This is a genomic window from Mucilaginibacter sp. NFR10 (assembly GCF_900100445.1).
GTDB lineage: Bacteria > Bacteroidota > Bacteroidia > Sphingobacteriales > Sphingobacteriaceae > Mucilaginibacter > Mucilaginibacter rubeus.
Window position 1 is genome coordinate 457,009 of the sequence record NZ_FMTV01000001.1, and the last position, 16,041, is coordinate 473,049.

Here is a 16,041-nt window from a genome sequence, read left to right on the forward strand (position 1 = left end):
ATCATCTGACCGGTATTCATTCTGAATTTTTTCCGATCCCGTTTCATGCTGACATTTTTGGACGAGCATGCTTTGCATGGCCGCCAACGGTAAATTTTTGCCCTCTTATCGGCATTTTTTTTCTAATGTTATTTTAATTTGGATTAAGTCTAAATTAATATTTACTTTGTTGCCAACTTAACCAAACAACAATGCATGCTAAAACCCTTACTTTAGTCATTTTCTCCTTTCTTGTTTCGGACACGGTACTGGCACAGCAGCCCAATACCTCAACTGCCGAAGATTCACTTAATAACAATACCGTTAAGAGTTCGCTTTTATCAAATACTACCATTGGTGGTTACGGTAACGCTTTTTACCAGTACAATAACAATCAAAAAACTGCCAAAGTTGATTTGGAGCGCTTTGTGTTGTTTGTTGGCCACAAGTTCAGCGATAAGATCTCTTTCTTTTCCGAAACCGAACTGGAAGACGCTAAAGTAAACGGCGGCGAACCCGGAGGGGAGATCACCATTGAGCAGGCCTACCTGAAATTTAACTTAAATCCTAACCAATACATAGTTGCCGGTTTGTTTTTGCCGAGGATAGGTATCCTTAACGAAAACCACCTGCCAACCACCTTTAACGGTAACGAGCGTAACTATGTAGAAATCCTGGTGATTCCTGCCACATGGCGCGAATTGGGTGTTGGCTTTTATGGTCGCTTAAATAACTTACCTATCAATTATTCGGTTGGGTTGATGAATGGTTTAAGCGCCGGCGGCTTTACCCATGGTACAGGTATTGTTGATGGCAGATTTGAAGGTCGTAATGCAACCGGTACAAACCTTGCAGTTACCGGTGCGCTTCAGTATTACCAAAGCGGGTTTAAGGCCCAATTATCCGGTTATTACGGTGGCACCGTAGGTATCCGTAAAACAGAGGCTGATAGTCTTGGTTTAAACTCTGGCGTTTTTGGTACTCCGGTTGCTATGGGCGAGGGGGATATCCAGTATAACGGGCAAGGCTTTTCGGTAAAAGTATTGGGTACTATACTTTCTATTAAAGATGCCGATAAGATCAACAAGGCATACGCCAGCAACACACCCAAAACAGCTTACGGTGCTTATGCCGAAATAGGTTACGATTTGCTTTATCGCAGCAATTACGGCAAAGCAAACGCACCACAGCTGATTGTTTTTGTGCGCGATGAAAAACTCGACCTGAATGCCAGCATCCCTTCAAACGGAATAACCGATCAAACGCTGAATAAAAACTTTATTGTGGCCGGCCTTACTTACCTGCCGCTCCGTAACGTAGTGGTTAAAGGCGATATCAGGCTGGCACATTCAGGCGTGCAAAACCCGGAGCTGATCATTAACCCAAGTCCGGTTGCGTTGCCATACCAAACCAATAATACTTTGATAAACCTGGGTGTTGGATATTCATTTTAAACTTAAACAACATGGATAGAAGAGAATTTGTAAGGCAGTCATGCTCATTATGCCTTGCTGCTGGTGCCGGTATGCTGGTGGGCTCCTTATCGGGCTGTGCTACCTTGCCTGTTTATAAAGCAGCAGTAGCCAATAACACCGTAACTGTACCCGAAACGTTGTTCGGCACAACCAATTTTCAATTGATCCAGCCCAAAAACCAGTATTACAATATCGGTTTAAAAAAAGAGGCTAACGGCACTTATACCGCTTTGCTGTTAAAATGTACCCATGCCGATAACCAGCTTACTCCTGTTGGTAATAACGGTTACAAGTGCGATTTGCATGGCAGCACTTTTAATAACGAAGGCCAGGTAACTGCGGGTCCTGCTGAGCGTCCGCTTAAGAAATACACAACAGAAGTACTATCGAATCAAATTATAATTCATTTAACTTAATCTTTTACCATGAAAAACACTTTACTTGGCCTGTCATGCATAGCTGCTGTTGCCCTTAGCAGCTGCGGAAAAGACAAAACATCAGTTCAAAACACAACGGTTGATGAGCAGGAAGTAATAACCCAGTTTGTTAATGTTGTAGGTAATCCTAACTATGTTGATATTCAGGCAAAGGCAACTTTGTTAAATACATCAATAACTACGTTTTTAACAACGCCCACTGATGCTAATTTGACTGCTGCCCGTACAGCCTGGAAAAATACCCGTCAACCATGGGAACAGGCTGAAGGCTTTTTGTTTGGTCCGGTTGAGGACGATAATTATGACCCAACTATGGACAGCTGGCCTTTGAACAGGACTGACGTTGACGCTTTAATAGGAAGTTCAGATGTTATAACATTGTCTTATGTAGATGGGCTGGATGGTTTCTCAAAAGGCTTCCATGGCATTGAGTATATTATTTTTGGCCCGGGTGGTACAAGAAAAGCCGCCGATATCACAGCCCGCCAAAAAGATTATCTGAAGTTTACTTCTCAAAGTTTATTAAATACCACTACTGCGCTTATGAATAGCTGGGCAGCTTCGGGTGATAACTATGCAGCCAAAATCACTACAGCCGGAAATGGAAGTACAGCCTTTAAAACGCGCAAAGAACTGTTTACTACCATTGCTACTCAAATGGCCGCCATTTGTGAAGAAGTGGGTACAGGTAAAATGGCCGAGCCCTTCACCGAAAGGGATTCGACTAAAGATGAGTCATCATACTCGCATAATACCACTACCGATTTCATAAATAATATACAAGGCGTACTTAATGTATATACTGCCACTTATAATGGTGCCAAAGGCACAACAAGCTTAAGCGCTTTGGTTGCTTCAAAAAACCTGGCTTTAGATACTAAGATCAAAACACAAATACAAACTGCACTATCAGCGATGGCTTTGATAACCCCAACTTTTGAAAAAGCTATTTATGATAACCGTGACAAAATTTCAAATAGCCAAACTGCCCTGGCAACCCTGCAAGCCACACTTGAAGGCGATTTGGTCACTTTTATACAAACTAATATTAAGGACTAATTTTTAAAGTGAAGAAATTAAGCGTAATAGGCGCGTTGGTGCTTTTGGTGTTGCTGCTGGCAAAATGCCAGAAAGCAGCCCAGTTCCCTGCAGATAAATATGACGAGCGTTTATCAGGAGGCGATGCCACTGTGTTTGATATTACCTCGCACTCGTTTGGCAATATGTTTCCCGGACTTTCGGGCTATGATGCAGAGGTTCACGGCTTAGGTGATGCAGCATTCAGCAAGATCTTTGTTACTGCGCCTGCACCTATTAACCCGGGGTTGGGAACTATTTTCAATAACAATTCCTGCATTTCGTGCCACCATAATGATGGGATCGGCCTGCCAACTGCCGGCGAATCAAATTCGTCGCTGTTAATGCGGATCAGCATTCCCGGTACTGACGAACATGGTGGACCGCTTGCCGCGCCGGGTTACGATTTACAATTGCAGGATAAAGCCGTTTTTGGAAAAACGCCTGAGTGTAAGGTTAATATTACATACAACGATGTGACATATAACTTTCCTGATGGCGAAGCGTATGCCTTACGTACGCCTACTTATACACTAAGTAATTTGTATACGGCTCTGTCGGCCGGATATATGTTGTCACCGCGCCTGGCACCGCCAATGTATGGTTTAGGATTGCTGGAAGCAATACCTGAAAGTACCATTGTTGCCATGGCCGATCCTAACGATGCCAACGGCGATGGCATAAAGGGGCATGCAAACTATGTTTGGGATGTGGCAACGCAATCGCGCAAATTAGGCCGTTTTGGATGGAAAGCCAATACTGCATCTATACTTACCCAGGTAGCAGCTGCTTATAACCAGGATATTGGTATCACTAATAAGATATTCCCGGTTGAAAACTCTTTTGGCCAGGCGCAATATGATGGATTGAAGGATGATCCGGAATTGGCAGATAGTACACTAAATGCCGTAAGGTTTTATGCGGCTACACTTGCAGTGCCGGCGCGTCGTGATGTTACGGATGCTACTAATAAAAGGGGTGAGCTGTTATTTAAACAAGGAAAATGTGAAAGCTGTCATCGCCAAACCCTTACAACCGGGGTAAATGTAGCTTTTAAACCTTTGTCAAACCAGGTTATCCATCCTTATACAGACATGCTGGTGCATGACATGGGCCCTGGCCTTGCCGATAACCGCCCCGACTTTTTAGCCGGAGGGCAGGAGTGGCGTACAGCTCCGCTTTGGGGCCTGGGATTGTTTGAAAAGGTCAATTATCCGGGCTATTACCTTCATGATGGCCGTGCACGGAGTATTACCGAAGCCATTATGTGGCATGGCGGTGAAGCGGAATCATCAAAAGTTTTCTTCAGTACGTTATCTAAAGTTGATAGGGACGCGATGCTAAGCTTTTTAAAGAGCTTATAATTTATTTCCTGATGAAATTGAAAGCGATATGGAGTAATTCATGCCGCTTTTTTGTTTGATAAAGCCCTATTTAAATCCATGTCATTGCGAGTGCAGCGTGGCAATCGCATGCTATACAGGGCGGACATGCTTCCGTGCGGTTGCCACGCTGCGCTCGCGAAATGACATGGTTTTTGTTTGTTTTTCCATGCAGCTTTTATCTTCCCAACACCTGTGGTTAAAAACAATCGCAATAAAAGTTCTATAAATTCTCTAATTCAATAAATTCGAGTTCAGACAAACCCACCGCAACAAAAATTATACACCGGCAATTCATTAACCGTTCATAAAAAATGCGTTTTTTAGCAGATTGAAAAAATATCCTAATTTTATTTAATGCGTTTTTATTGGTTTTTGCTTATCGCGTTTATATGTCCGCTCATAGTTTCGGCACAAACCGGTACTATTACAGGTAAGGTAGTGCGGGCTGATACCAAAAGCCCGGTAGCCAATGCCAGCGTGTTTTTAAACAATGCCACTTATGGCACTTCCACTGCCGAGGATGGGACCTTTACTTTGGCTGGTGTTAAGCCAGGCCAATACCAGCTGGTGGTTACCGGAGTAAGTATTGAAGAATATTCCACAACTGTATTAGTTGGTAAAGAGCCTGCAAAGCTAAATATCGAGGTTAATCAAAAAGTGCTGATGCTGCGCGAAGTAGTGATCAGCAGCAGCGCCGACTGGAAAAAGAATTACGAACTGTTCCGCAAGGAATTTGTTGGCGATACCGAAAACGGCAAGGAGTGTAAAGTTACCAACCCACATATTTTAAATATTATCTACCACAGGGGAAAGCAGCAGTTGGAAGCCTCTGGCGATGAGTTTTTGGTGGTAGAGAACCTGGCCTTAGGCTATCGTACCAAATTTTTGCTCAAAAACTTTTTGTATGATGCTATTGAGCATACCATATCCTATTCGGGAAGTGCGCTTTTTGAAAACCTGCCCGGCAGCGCAGCACAAAAGAAACTCTGGAAGCAGAAACGCGAACAAGCCTATTACGGATCGGCCCAGCATTTTTACCGTTCGCTTTATAAAGGAACGTTAAAACAAGAAGGGTTTGAAGCGCATGATTTTACAAGGCAAATTAATCCCGAGCGCCCTGAAGAAGCTGTGTTGATGCAAAAGATGAAAAAATACCGGGAAGGCCCGCGCGATTCGGCCATGCGTTATTATAACCTGTCGAAGATGACCAAATGGTACCGGGAAAACCTCGCTAAGCTGCCTTACCAGGAGTTTGAGATTTTGCGTAAAACACCACAGGATGGCATTTATGCACTTACCTTTCCGCACTTTTTATATGTAGTATACACCAAACGCGAGGAAACTACCGAGTTTAAGGACGTCTATCATCCGCTGGATATGCCTAACTACGAAACCAGTATCATGACCAAATATTCAAGTTATATTGCTTTTGATATGAACGGTATCGTGGTATCAAGCCCGAGCCCGCTTTATGAGGGTTCATGGTCGAAGGCTAAGCTTGGCGATTTGCTGCCGATTGATTACGAGCCGGGGGATTAGTTTGGTCGTGGGAAGTATTTTATGAATAAACAGCTGTTTAATTTATTAAAATTTTGATTCTGCGTTGATAGGACTTGTTGTAGTTTGCATAGACAAAATCAATGATAAAAATAGTTGCCTTAGAAGATGTGATTATCGTGTTACATAACACTTTGTAACAGACAGATTGTTATGTCTATTATGACTACAGCAGACACCACATTAATAAAAGTTCCGCAATTTTCTTCAGAGAATGGATTTTCTACAACGCAACAAAGGAGTAGACATATGGCTAAGATAAAAGGAAAAAATACGAAGCCGGAGTTGACGTTTAGAAAAGCACTTTGGCAGTTAGGAATACGTTATCGTAAGCATCTTAAAAGTCTGCCAGGAACACCTGATATCACAATTTTAAAACATAAAATTGTAATATTTATAGACGGTGAATTTTGGCATGGGTATAATTGGGAGGAAAAAAAGAAACAAATAAAAAAAAATCACGCTTTTTGGATTCCTAAAATTGAGAGAAATATTCAAAAGGATAATTTGAATAATAATACTCTTATTAACATGGGTTTTAATGTCTTAAGGTTTAGTGATAAACAAATTAAAAGCAATTTGCAAGACTGTTTGAAAATTGTTATCAATTATATTGAAAACACTAATGAAATTAGATTATCAGTCTAAATTTTTGCTAAACCTATTAGACTTATATGAATTATATAGTTCGATTTCGTAACATTGTAATTGAAAAATTCAAATGTTAGAACTACAAATAAATAATAGAATTAAATCAATTCCTTTAACTTTAAACGAGACAAACGAATTGTGTGATATAGATTGGATTCGTTCAAAAGAAAGATCGACTGTTTTAAAACCTATTAAAACAATATCTGTAATCGATTTATATAGCGGGTGTGGTGGAATGAGTTTGGGGGTTAGGGAGGCTTTACAAAAGAATAATTTAAAATTTGATATAAAACTTGCAGTCGATACAAATCTGTCAGCCTTGGAGGTTTATCGTCGCAATTTTCAAAAGCAAGAAGATATTGTCAGAAATTTAGACATCAACCAATTTGTTTCGACTAACATAGGCGAAAAGCCTAACGAAATAGAATTGCGAACACAGTCTCTTTTTGAAGGTACCCAAATTTTGGTTGCTGGACCACCTTGCCAGGGGCATTCAAATTTAAACAACCACACAAGAAGAAATGACCCAAGAAATAATCTTTATTTAAATGCAGTAAGATTTGTAGAGCTTATTCGACCCAAAATAGCTATTATCGAAAATGTTTCTACTGTTATACATGACAAAGATACTGTTGTACAAAAAGCGGAGAAAGCGTTAAAGCGAGCAGGGTATACTATTTATTCGCAAATTCTAAATGCTTCTAAATATGGGATAGCTCAAACCAGGAAAAGGCATTTTCAGGTTGCAGTACTAAAAGAAAACATTCATTGGGATTTAAATGATTATGAAGAAGAAACTACAGAGCTTTCTAAATATCTTGAGGATATTTTGACCGAACATGAACGGAATAAAGGAATATTCTATTCTCCATCCATAACACAGAAGGTAAACCAAAGGAGAATAGACATATTATTTGAACAAAATCTTTATGATTTACCGGATGAACATCGTCCTGATTGTCATAAATTTAAAAATCATAGTTATAAGTCGTGTTACGGAAGATTGTACTGGAATAGACCGGCGCAAACTATTACAAGTGGTTTTGGTTCTATGGGACAAGGTAGATATATTCATCCGCTACAAAGAAGGGTAATAACTCCCCATGAAGCTGCAAGAATTCAAGGATTTCCGGATTTTTTCAAATTTGATTTTGTACAAAAACGAGGAGATTTACATACCATGATTGCAAATGCAGTACCACCAAAATTAATTGCAATCATTTTAGATTCATTAATTAAAAAAAATGCCCTATAATGCCTAAAAGACTTATCACACAAGAAGAACAAGATTCAGCGGAAGAACAGATCTTACAGCAGCAAGTTTTCGCTGATTATGATACTAAGGAATATCCGATAGAGGTAATCGTTCAGAAATACGAAGAAAACAAAGATGATGATTTAAATGAACTATTTATTCCTACTTACCAAAGAGATTTCGTTTGGGATGAAAATAGACAGTCGAAATTTATAGAATCGATTTTAATTGGCTTGCCAATTCCATACATCTTTACGGCAGATCGAGGCGAACGTTTTGAAATTGTTGATGGTTCTCAAAGAATACGATGTTTGGCAGCGTATATTAATGATGAATTGGTTTTAAAGAATTTGGAACGATTACCAAAGTTAAATGGAATGAAGTTCTCTGATTTGATTTTATCTCGTCAACGAAGGTTTAAGAGAAAGACACTTAGATTAATTGAGTTGAGTGAAAAGGCAAGTCTTGAGGTAACGAATGATTTATTTGAAAGGATAAATACAGGTAGCGATATCTTAAGAAAGATGGAAGTGCGAAAGGGGGCATTTGCTGGGAAGTTTTATGATTTTGTTACTGAATGCTCCCAAAATGACTTATTTGTTAGACTTTGTCCAATTAGTGAAAAAGTCAGAAAAAGAGAAGAGGCACAAGAATTGGTTTTACGTTTTTTTGCCTATTCAGATAATTATTTGAAATTTAAACATCGAGTTGATGAATTTTTAAATGATTTTTTAAAGGAAAATAAAAGCGATTTCGACGAGGACAGAATGCGTGGTGAGTTTTTGCTAATGTTAAAATTCGTTGAAACATATTTTCCTTATGGTTTCACAAAAGGAACTAATTCTAAAACTACGCCAAGAGTTAGATTTGAAGCAATTTCTGTCGGCGTCAATCTGGCGTTGCGGATAAATCCTAATTTGATTCCACATGATTTATCTTGGATGGATTCACAAGAGTTTAAATTACATACACGTTCAGACGCCAGTAACTCTCGACCAAAGATTAAAGGAAGAATTGAATTCGTACGCGATAACCTGCTGAAATAATATGAAAGTTGTTTTGGTTGAGTTTGAAACGAGGGTTAAAGAAATCGATTTGTATTTCGATTTCATCACCGATATTATCGAAAATGAAGCTCAGCTTCTTTTTCCCAAAAAACAGAAAACTAAATATAAAAACATTGACAGTGAGTTAACTAAGATATTAAAGGCGAATGCCTTTTTACTTTTGTATAACCTAATCGAATCATCGCTCAAAAAATCAATACAAGAGATTTATAACTCGTTGAATAAAGAGAATGCCAAATATGTCTCTGTCACAGATGAAATTAAAAAGCGATGGATTGAAGTGAATTATAAAAATTTCAAGTCTCAGCCTTATGTGGCAGAAAAGATTCTCGAAATAATAAATACCATCAATGAAGATGTTATAAACATGGATTTTAATGCATCTAAGACAATAAGTGGAAATGTTGATTCTCGAAAAATAAAGGAATTTTCAACTATTTATGGTTTTTCTTCAAAGACCCATCATACTACCAATGATGGTAATAAGTTATATGTTGTTAAGAACAAAAGGAATGATTTAGCGCATGGAACGATTTCTTTTTCTGATTGTGGTAAAGAATATACGATTGAAGACATTACAGAGATAAAAAAACAAGTTGTTTCGTATATGCGGGGGATTTTAAAAAACGTTTCAAAGTTTCTTGACGAAAAAAAGTATTTAAAAGCAATAGCTTAAATCTCGTATTGTGCTTTGATACACCATTAATGTATCCACTCCTAATTTTTCCTTACCTTTATCGCCATAAATCATATGAAGTTTATTTATCAAACATGGTGGAAGGTTGCGGCTGTTTTGCTGGTGCTGTCTACCTTTTACACCGGCCTGGTTTTCAAAGCGCCGAGACTGCCAATTATTCACGAAACCATCCGTAATTTGTATTTTCACGTACCCATGTGGATGGGCATGCTGACTGTTTTTGTGGTATCGGTTTATTTTAGTATCAAATACCTGCAAACGGGTAAAGAAGAGCACGACCTTGCCGCCGTTGAGAGTGTTAATACCGGCTTGCTGTTTTACACCTTGGGCCTTTTAACCGGTATGCTGTGGGCAAAATTTACCTGGGGCGAATTTTGGAGCGGCGACCCCAAACAAAATAGCGCGGCCATTGCATTTTTGTTGTACTGTGCTTACCTGGTGCTCCGTAACTCTATTGATGAGGAGCAGAAGCGGGCCAAGATTTCGGCCATCTACAATATCTTCGCTTTCCCCATCATGATTGTGCTGATATTTGTTTTGCCCCGCATGACAGATTCATTACACCCCGGCAGCGGCGGTAACCCTGCATTTGGTAAATACGACCTTGATAACGGTATGAAGATAGCCTTTTACCCGGCTATGGCAGGCTGGAGTTTTATTGCCCTTTGGATAGCAACTATCCGTTACCGCATCCGTTTAATTGAGAATAAGAAGAACGCTATAAATTAAGATGAAGAAATTAACGCTTTTATTGCTACTGCTTACGTTTTGTACCGCTGTTTTTGCACAGCCAGGGCAGCAGGTTGAAATGGCCGATGCCCTGCGCCAATCGGGAAAAATTTACGTGGTTGTAGCAACTATTTCCATAATTTTTGTTGGACTGGCTATTTACCTGTTTACTATAGACCGCAGATTAAAAAAAGTCGAAAACGAAAAGTAGTTCAAATAATATGTTTAAACAATTTAAACATATCATTCGTAACGGTGTTGACTGGTGTATAGGGCACACTAACTAAGAAATATTTGCAATATTGATAAAAATTGTACCAAATTTGCTCACTTTTTTAAGAGATTAATATTTATACAATAGTTATGGCTACGAATATTTTGATTGCCGACCAGGAAACACACTTCTTCAGCGACGTGTGCAAAAACTTCGATCATGCTGCCCAATTCACCAAACACGATGCAGGCCTGCTTGATCAAATTAAATCATGTAACAGTGTTTACCGCTTCCGTTTCCCCATTCGCAAGGGTAACAGTTTTGAGGTAATTGACGCCTGGCGTGTGGAGCACTCGCACCACCAGTCGCCAACCAAAGGAGGTATCCGCTACAGCGAAATGGTGAACGAGGATGAGGTAATGGCCCTCGCCGCGCTCATGACTTACAAATGCGCCATTGTTAACGTTCCGTTTGGCGGCGCCAAAGGCGGTATCAAAATAAACCCTAAAAACTACACCGTAAGCGAGCTGGAAAACATCACCCGCCGTTATACCGTTGAGTTAATCAAAAAGAACTTTATTGGCCCAAGCATTGACGTGCCGGCACCTGACTATGGATCGGGCGAGCGCGAAATGAGCTGGATTGCCGATACTTATGCTACCATGAACCCCGGTCAGCTGGATGCCATGGGCGCTGTAACCGGTAAGCCTATCGCCCTGCATGGTATCGCAGGCAGGAGGGAAGCTACCGGCCGTGGTGTGGCCATTGCTACCCGCGAGTGCGTAAGCGTTGGCGAGGATATGCAAAGAATTGGCCTTTTGCCAGGCTTATCAGGCAAAAGGGTAATTGTACAAGGCCTGGGTAACGTGGGTTACTATTCGGCTAAGTTTTTATCCGAAATGGGAGCGATAATAGTTGGCCTTTGTGAGTTTGAAGGCGCTATTTATAACGAGAACGGCTTAGATATCGAGGCTGTATTCCAGCACCGTAAGGCAACAGGTTCTATTTTAGGATATGCTGCCGCGATACAGGAATTTACCAATACCATGGAAGGCCTTGAGCAGCCGTGCGATATCCTGGTTCCGGCAGCCCTTGAAAACCAGATCACCGAAGCAAACATTCGCAATATACAGGCTAAGATCATAGTTGAAGGCGCTAACGGCCCAACCTCGCCAGAGGCTGAAGCCATATTTTATGCCAACGGCGGTATCATCGTGCCTGATATGTTTGCCAACGCAGGCGGTGTTACCGTATCTTATTTTGAATGGTTGAAAAACCTGAGCCACGTAGCATTCGGCCGTATGAACCGCAGGTTTGAAGAGAACTCCAACCTTAACCTGGTAAATATGGTTGAAGGTATTACCGGCGTAGCTTTAACCCCGGTACAACGCTCAACCATTATTAAAGGTGCATCCGAGCTTGAACTGGTAAACTCAGGACTGGAAGATACGATGATCCGCTCATACCATGAGATCAGGGAGATCTATAAAAGCAATCCTGAGATTGGCACCCTGCGTAACGCAGCCATGGTTGGCGCTATTAATAAAATAGCGGTATCATACCAAAATTTAGGTATCTGGCCATAATTAAGGATTTAATAGTTTTATATATAGCGAGGTGGGTTTGAAAAAGCTCACCTCGTTTTTTGTTTTCAATCATGCCGCGATAGGGATCGCAGCGGATACCGGCCACTGAGCGTAAAGCCTGCAGGCGTATGAGCGCAGAGCCCGGGCCGCAGGCATCGCCCACAATTCGCTTTTTGTAACATGTATTTTATCTTACTTTTATAACATGGGAACATGGGATGCTGCTATCGAAAGCAATGATACTTTTCTTGACGTCTATTCTGCTTTTTTTGAGCTTTATAATAAAGGGCAGAGTCCTGTTTACGCTTTTGGACAGGTAATGACAATGTTTAGTGATGATTTTGAGGACGAAGACTCAGCAAATAACGCGCTGTTCGCGGTGGCTTTAGCCCAGTGGGAAACAAAATCACAAAATACTGAACTATTAAATAGAGTTAAAGAGGTTATTGTTACGGGAAAAGACCTCGAAGTTTGGACTAATTTAGGTGCCGATGAAGAGTTATTGGAGGAAAGAAAATCGGCACTCGACCAGTTTTTATTAAAAATAAGTACTCCCAAAGAAAAGGCGAAACGTAGGGTTAAAGAAAAGTTTGTTTTTACCGCTGTTGAACTCATAAAAATTACTTCGCCGGATGGATTGAAGACTTTTAGTATGAGCGAAGAATACACTAATGGAAATTATATTCATACAAGTTCGAGCTTAAATTGGAAGAACGGAGGCGGTTCAATATTGTACTTTAATGAGCTTGGAAAAAATATCACTGCCCGGTGGATAGATAATCAAACATTAGAAATTGTTCACGATAGTGATATACTGTTTACGTTAAAACGTAACAATTCCGCCTACTATAACGATTTGGTTAATGTAATTTATGTTCCTGTTGGAGATAAGCCCGCTCCTCCACCGCTTTTAGTTTATTAATGTTCGTTGTTTAGAATCAATCAAGAATGATTCTAAATAATACATATGTCTTGTAATAAACATTATTCGCTGCACGTTTTGTATTTTTGCAAATCGTTATTTTAATAATATAAACCGCGGATGAAAAAAAGTGCAATTTTTGGTCTTGTTGTTATCGCTATAGCCATAGCGGTTATCATTAGTGTTTATTCAAGCTCAAGCACCTATGCTACCTTTGCCGAAGCGCAGCAAACCAGCAGTGAACTGCATGTAATAGGCCATTTCAGCAAGGGAAAGGAAATGGTTTATGACGCTACTAAGGATGCCAATTATTTTTCATTTTATATGAAAGATAATAAAGGCGAAGAGCGTAAAGTTGTTTTTACCGGTACCAAACCGGAAGATTTTGAGCGTTCGGAGCAACTGGTACTTACCGGCCAGATGGTTGGGAGTGAGTTTCATGCATCAAAGATCCTGATGAAATGTCCTTCCAAATACACGCAGGATAAGTTAGAAGTTACAGAAGCGAAGGCTAAACAAGCCAGCATTTAATCATTTTTGATGAATACAGTTTTTAAGGGCGAACACCTTTTACCGGGACAAATCGGCCAGTTTTTTATTGTTCTTTCGTTTGGTGCAGCCCTGCTGTCATTTATAAGTTACTATTTTGCTACTACAGATGATGCCGGTAAGGCCGACAGCGGCTGGCAGCGTTTAGGCCGTTTAGGTTTTTACGTAAATTCTATCTCTATTTTAGGAATGGGCACCTGCCTGTTCTATGTGCTTTATAATCATTATTTCGAATATCATTATGCCTGGGCTTATACCTCGCGCTCATTGCCTGTTTATTACCTGGTATCGGGTTTCTGGAACGGACAGGAGGGCGGCTTTTTGCTTTGGGCCTTTTGGCAGGCCGTTTTAGGTAATGTACTTATTGCAAGGGCTAAATCATGGGAGCGCCCGGTGATGACTGTTGTTGCCCTGTCGCAGGTTATTCTGGGAACCATGGTACTGGGTATCGATATTTTCGGTCAGCGGATAGGCAGCTCACCATTCTTGTTGTTGCGTAATTCAGGTATCGAAGCGCCTATATTCTCGCAGCCAAACTACCTCGACTTTATAAAAGACGGACAAGGAATGAACCCATCGCTGCAAAATTACTGGATGGTGATTCACCCGCCTACCTTGTTCCTGGGGTTTGCATCTATTATAGTTCCGTTTGCTTACGCGGTTGCCGGGCTTTGGCAAAAGCGATATAAAGAGTGGGTACAGCCCGCCATATCATACGCCTTGTTTGGTTCTATGATATTGGGTACCGGTGTAATCATGGGCTCGTTCTGGGCATATGAATCATTGAACTTCGGCGGTTTCTGGGCCTGGGACCCGGTTGAGAACGGTTCGATATTTCCATGGTTAACTATGGTAGCAGCCTTGCACGTACTTATCGTATTTAAAAATACAGGTCATTCCTATTTTACAGCTACGTTGCTGGTATTGCTAAGCTTTGTACTGGTATGGTACACCTCATTCCTTTCAAGAAGCGGTATTTTGGGTGAAAGCTCTGTACATGCGTTTACCGATTTAGGGATGTTTTGGCAACTGGTTATCGGCATCCTGATATTCCTTGTGCTATCTGTTTTTGTTTTGGTATGGCGATGGAAAGAATTGCCTATCACCAAAAAAGATGAAGAAACCTACTCCCGCGAATTTTGGATGTTTGTTGGTTCGGTATTTTTAGGGCTGTCATGCTTCCATCTTATTGTAGTAACATCGGTACCTGTATGGAACGCCATGTTTGGCACCAAGATAGCACCTCCCTCTGATGCTGTTAAACATTATAACGTGATCCAGTCGTCATTTGCATTTGTGGTGACTTTATTGACCGGCTTTACACAATTCCTGAAATATAAAAAGACCGATATTACCCGGTTTTTCATTACCACAGGCGTTTACCTTTTGTTTGCCATATTGGTAACGGCGCTTGTTGTTTACTTAACCGGTGTTTATCGCCTTAATTTCGTGTTCAATCTGGTGATGTGCGGTTCGGTTTATTCGGTTATTGCCAATGCCAAAGTTTTGGTTGATGCTTTTAAGGGGAAGTTTAAACTGGCCGGTTCGGCCGTAGCGCATTTAGGATTTGGCTTGTTGATGGTGGGCGCGGTAATAGCGGCAGGCACCAGTAAAGTAGTTTCTGAAAACGCGAGTGGCGTAGTTAATGTGCAGGGTTTTGACGCCAAGGCTGGCAATGCCCGCGAAAATATTATGATCTACAAAAACACCCCGGTAAAAATGGGCGATTATACAGTTACCTATCTTGGCGATTCGATTTCATCACCATACCATTTTTACAGGGTTGATTATAAAAAGTTTGATGCCAATGGTAAACTGCTTGAAAACTTTGTGCTTAAACCCAAAGTGCAGGCCAGCCGTGATGCCGGAATGTCTTCATCGCCCGATACCAAACATTACCTGTTAAATGACTTGTATACCCATGTCACCGCTATCCCAAGCGAAGGTTTTGCCATGCAGGGCGAGGCCGGTCACGACGAAGGTAACGATGATAAAAACTACGATGAGCCTGTAGCCCATGAAGTTGCCATTGGCGATACCATCCGGTACCGCGACGGCTTCATGCTGGTTAAATCATTAAACAAACAGGCCACGGTACAAAATATCCCGCTTACTGCCAACGATGTGGCTATCGGCGCCAATATCGAAGTTCATGCGCATGATGGCAAGGTGTATACTGCCGAACCTGTATTCATGATCAGGGGCGGTAACGTGTTTGATTTTGCCCGCAAGGTAGAGGACGCAGGTTTAAAACTGCGCTTTTCAAGGATCAACCCTGAGAATAAAAAAGTAGAAATCACTGTTTATCAGCAGCCGCAAAACAAACGCCCATGGATTGTGATGCGCGCTATCAGCTTCCCGTATATTAACTTTTTTTGGAGTGGTACTATCATTATGGTGATTGGCTTTTTGCTTTCTATCCAAAGGCGTAATAAAGAACTTAAAACCGTTTAACTGTTGT

The 16,041-nt window shown here is 40.9% G+C and carries 15 protein-coding genes; all 15 read left to right on the plus strand.

Features of this window, described 5'->3' with window-relative positions; all coding sequences use genetic code 11:
- Window positions 1-191: 191 nt before the first annotated feature.
- The 15 genes from BLP33_RS02050 (at window position 192) to ccsA (BLP33_RS02120) (ending at window position 16,034) form a co-directional block, all read left to right on the plus strand.
- Window positions 192-1,433, plus strand: a complete 1,242-nt coding sequence (locus BLP33_RS02050; RefSeq protein ID WP_090524384.1) for a hypothetical protein — start codon at window positions 192-194, stop codon at window positions 1,431-1,433.
- Between the two features lie 11 nt (window positions 1,434-1,444).
- Window positions 1,445-1,870 (plus strand): QcrA and Rieske domain-containing protein, encoded by a 426-nt coding sequence (locus BLP33_RS02055; protein WP_090524386.1) that lies wholly within the window; start codon window positions 1,445-1,447, stop codon window positions 1,868-1,870.
- Between the two features lie 9 nt (window positions 1,871-1,879).
- The gene (locus BLP33_RS02060) at window positions 1,880-2,950 is read left to right on the plus strand and encodes an imelysin family protein (protein ID WP_090524388.1); all 1,071 of its coding nucleotides are present in this window, start codon (window positions 1,880-1,882) and stop codon (window positions 2,948-2,950) included.
- An 8-nt stretch (window positions 2,951-2,958) separates the two neighbouring features.
- On the plus strand, window positions 2,959-4,332 hold the full coding sequence (locus BLP33_RS02065; protein WP_175489899.1) for a di-heme oxidoreductase family protein: 1,374 nt from the start codon (window positions 2,959-2,961) through the stop codon (window positions 4,330-4,332).
- A 375-nt stretch (window positions 4,333-4,707) separates the two neighbouring features.
- Window positions 4,708-5,892, plus strand: a complete 1,185-nt coding sequence (locus tag BLP33_RS02070; RefSeq protein WP_090524392.1) for a carboxypeptidase-like regulatory domain-containing protein — start codon at window positions 4,708-4,710, stop codon at window positions 5,890-5,892.
- 180 nt (window positions 5,893-6,072) lie between these two features.
- Window positions 6,073-6,558 (plus strand): very short patch repair endonuclease, encoded by a 486-nt coding sequence (locus tag BLP33_RS02075; protein WP_090524394.1) that lies wholly within the window; start codon window positions 6,073-6,075, stop codon window positions 6,556-6,558.
- A 73-nt stretch (window positions 6,559-6,631) separates the two neighbouring features.
- Window positions 6,632-7,816 (plus strand): DNA cytosine methyltransferase, encoded by a 1,185-nt coding sequence (locus BLP33_RS02080; protein WP_090524396.1) that lies wholly within the window; start codon window positions 6,632-6,634, stop codon window positions 7,814-7,816.
- Window positions 7,816-8,862: a DUF262 domain-containing protein gene (locus BLP33_RS02085; protein ID WP_175489900.1), complete on the plus strand. Its 1,047-nt coding sequence runs from the start codon at window positions 7,816-7,818 to the stop codon at window positions 8,860-8,862. Before BLP33_RS02080 ends, BLP33_RS02085 begins: the two co-directional genes overlap by 1 nt.
- A gap of 1 nt (window position 8,863) precedes the next feature.
- The gene (locus BLP33_RS02090; RefSeq protein WP_090524401.1) at window positions 8,864-9,559 is read left to right on the plus strand and encodes an MAE_28990/MAE_18760 family HEPN-like nuclease; all 696 of its coding nucleotides are present in this window, start codon (window positions 8,864-8,866) and stop codon (window positions 9,557-9,559) included.
- A 75-nt stretch (window positions 9,560-9,634) separates the two neighbouring features.
- Window positions 9,635-10,309 (plus strand): cytochrome c biogenesis protein CcsA, encoded by a 675-nt coding sequence (ccsA, locus tag BLP33_RS02095; protein ID WP_175489901.1) that lies wholly within the window; start codon window positions 9,635-9,637, stop codon window positions 10,307-10,309.
- A 1-nt stretch (window position 10,310) separates the two neighbouring features.
- Complete coding sequence (locus BLP33_RS02100) at window positions 10,311-10,520, plus strand: CcmD family protein (RefSeq protein WP_090524403.1); 210 nt, start codon at window positions 10,311-10,313, stop codon at window positions 10,518-10,520.
- A gap of 152 nt (window positions 10,521-10,672) precedes the next feature.
- Window positions 10,673-12,109 carry a Glu/Leu/Phe/Val family dehydrogenase gene (locus tag BLP33_RS02105; RefSeq protein ID WP_090524405.1) on the plus strand — a complete coding sequence of 479 codons (1,437 nt, stop codon included), beginning with the start codon at window positions 10,673-10,675 and terminating at the stop codon, window positions 12,107-12,109.
- Window positions 12,110-12,314: 205 nt separating this feature from the next.
- Complete coding sequence (locus BLP33_RS02110; RefSeq protein WP_090524407.1) at window positions 12,315-13,031, plus strand: hypothetical protein; 717 nt, start codon at window positions 12,315-12,317, stop codon at window positions 13,029-13,031.
- 120 nt (window positions 13,032-13,151) lie between these two features.
- Window positions 13,152-13,562 (plus strand): cytochrome c maturation protein CcmE domain-containing protein, encoded by a 411-nt coding sequence (locus BLP33_RS02115; protein WP_090524409.1) that lies wholly within the window; start codon window positions 13,152-13,154, stop codon window positions 13,560-13,562.
- Window positions 13,563-13,571: 9 nt separating this feature from the next.
- Window positions 13,572-16,034 (plus strand): cytochrome c biogenesis protein CcsA, encoded by a 2,463-nt coding sequence (gene ccsA / locus BLP33_RS02120; RefSeq protein ID WP_090524410.1) that lies wholly within the window; start codon window positions 13,572-13,574, stop codon window positions 16,032-16,034.
- The last annotated feature ends 7 nt before the right edge of the window (window positions 16,035-16,041 follow it).

What these genes read in the sequence shown, in the direction of transcription:
- BLP33_RS02050 (WP_090524384.1), top strand. Translation starts at nt 192, where the DNA reads ATGCATGCTAAAACCCTTACTTTAGTCATTTTCTCCTTTCTTGTTTCG.
- BLP33_RS02055 (WP_090524386.1), top strand. Translation starts at nt 1,445, where the DNA reads ATGGATAGAAGAGAATTTGTAAGGCAGTCATGCTCATTATGCCTTGCT.
- BLP33_RS02060 (WP_090524388.1), top strand. Translation starts at nt 1,880, where the DNA reads ATGAAAAACACTTTACTTGGCCTGTCATGCATAGCTGCTGTTGCCCTT.
- BLP33_RS02070 (WP_090524392.1), top strand. Translation starts at nt 4,708, where the DNA reads ATGCGTTTTTATTGGTTTTTGCTTATCGCGTTTATATGTCCGCTCATA.
- BLP33_RS02075 (WP_090524394.1), top strand. Translation starts at nt 6,073, where the DNA reads ATGACTACAGCAGACACCACATTAATAAAAGTTCCGCAATTTTCTTCA.
- BLP33_RS02080 (WP_090524396.1), top strand. Translation starts at nt 6,632, where the DNA reads ATGTTAGAACTACAAATAAATAATAGAATTAAATCAATTCCTTTAACT.
- BLP33_RS02085 (WP_175489900.1), top strand. Translation starts at nt 7,816, where the DNA reads ATGCCTAAAAGACTTATCACACAAGAAGAACAAGATTCAGCGGAAGAA.
- BLP33_RS02090 (WP_090524401.1), top strand. Translation starts at nt 8,864, where the DNA reads ATGAAAGTTGTTTTGGTTGAGTTTGAAACGAGGGTTAAAGAAATCGAT.
- ccsA (WP_175489901.1), top strand. Translation starts at nt 9,635, where the DNA reads ATGAAGTTTATTTATCAAACATGGTGGAAGGTTGCGGCTGTTTTGCTG.
- BLP33_RS02100 (WP_090524403.1), top strand. Translation starts at nt 10,311, where the DNA reads ATGAAGAAATTAACGCTTTTATTGCTACTGCTTACGTTTTGTACCGCT.
- BLP33_RS02105 (WP_090524405.1), top strand. Translation starts at nt 10,673, where the DNA reads ATGGCTACGAATATTTTGATTGCCGACCAGGAAACACACTTCTTCAGC.
- BLP33_RS02110 (WP_090524407.1), top strand. Translation starts at nt 12,315, where the DNA reads ATGGGAACATGGGATGCTGCTATCGAAAGCAATGATACTTTTCTTGAC.
- BLP33_RS02115 (WP_090524409.1), top strand. Translation starts at nt 13,152, where the DNA reads ATGAAAAAAAGTGCAATTTTTGGTCTTGTTGTTATCGCTATAGCCATA.
- ccsA (WP_090524410.1), top strand. Translation starts at nt 13,572, where the DNA reads ATGAATACAGTTTTTAAGGGCGAACACCTTTTACCGGGACAAATCGGC.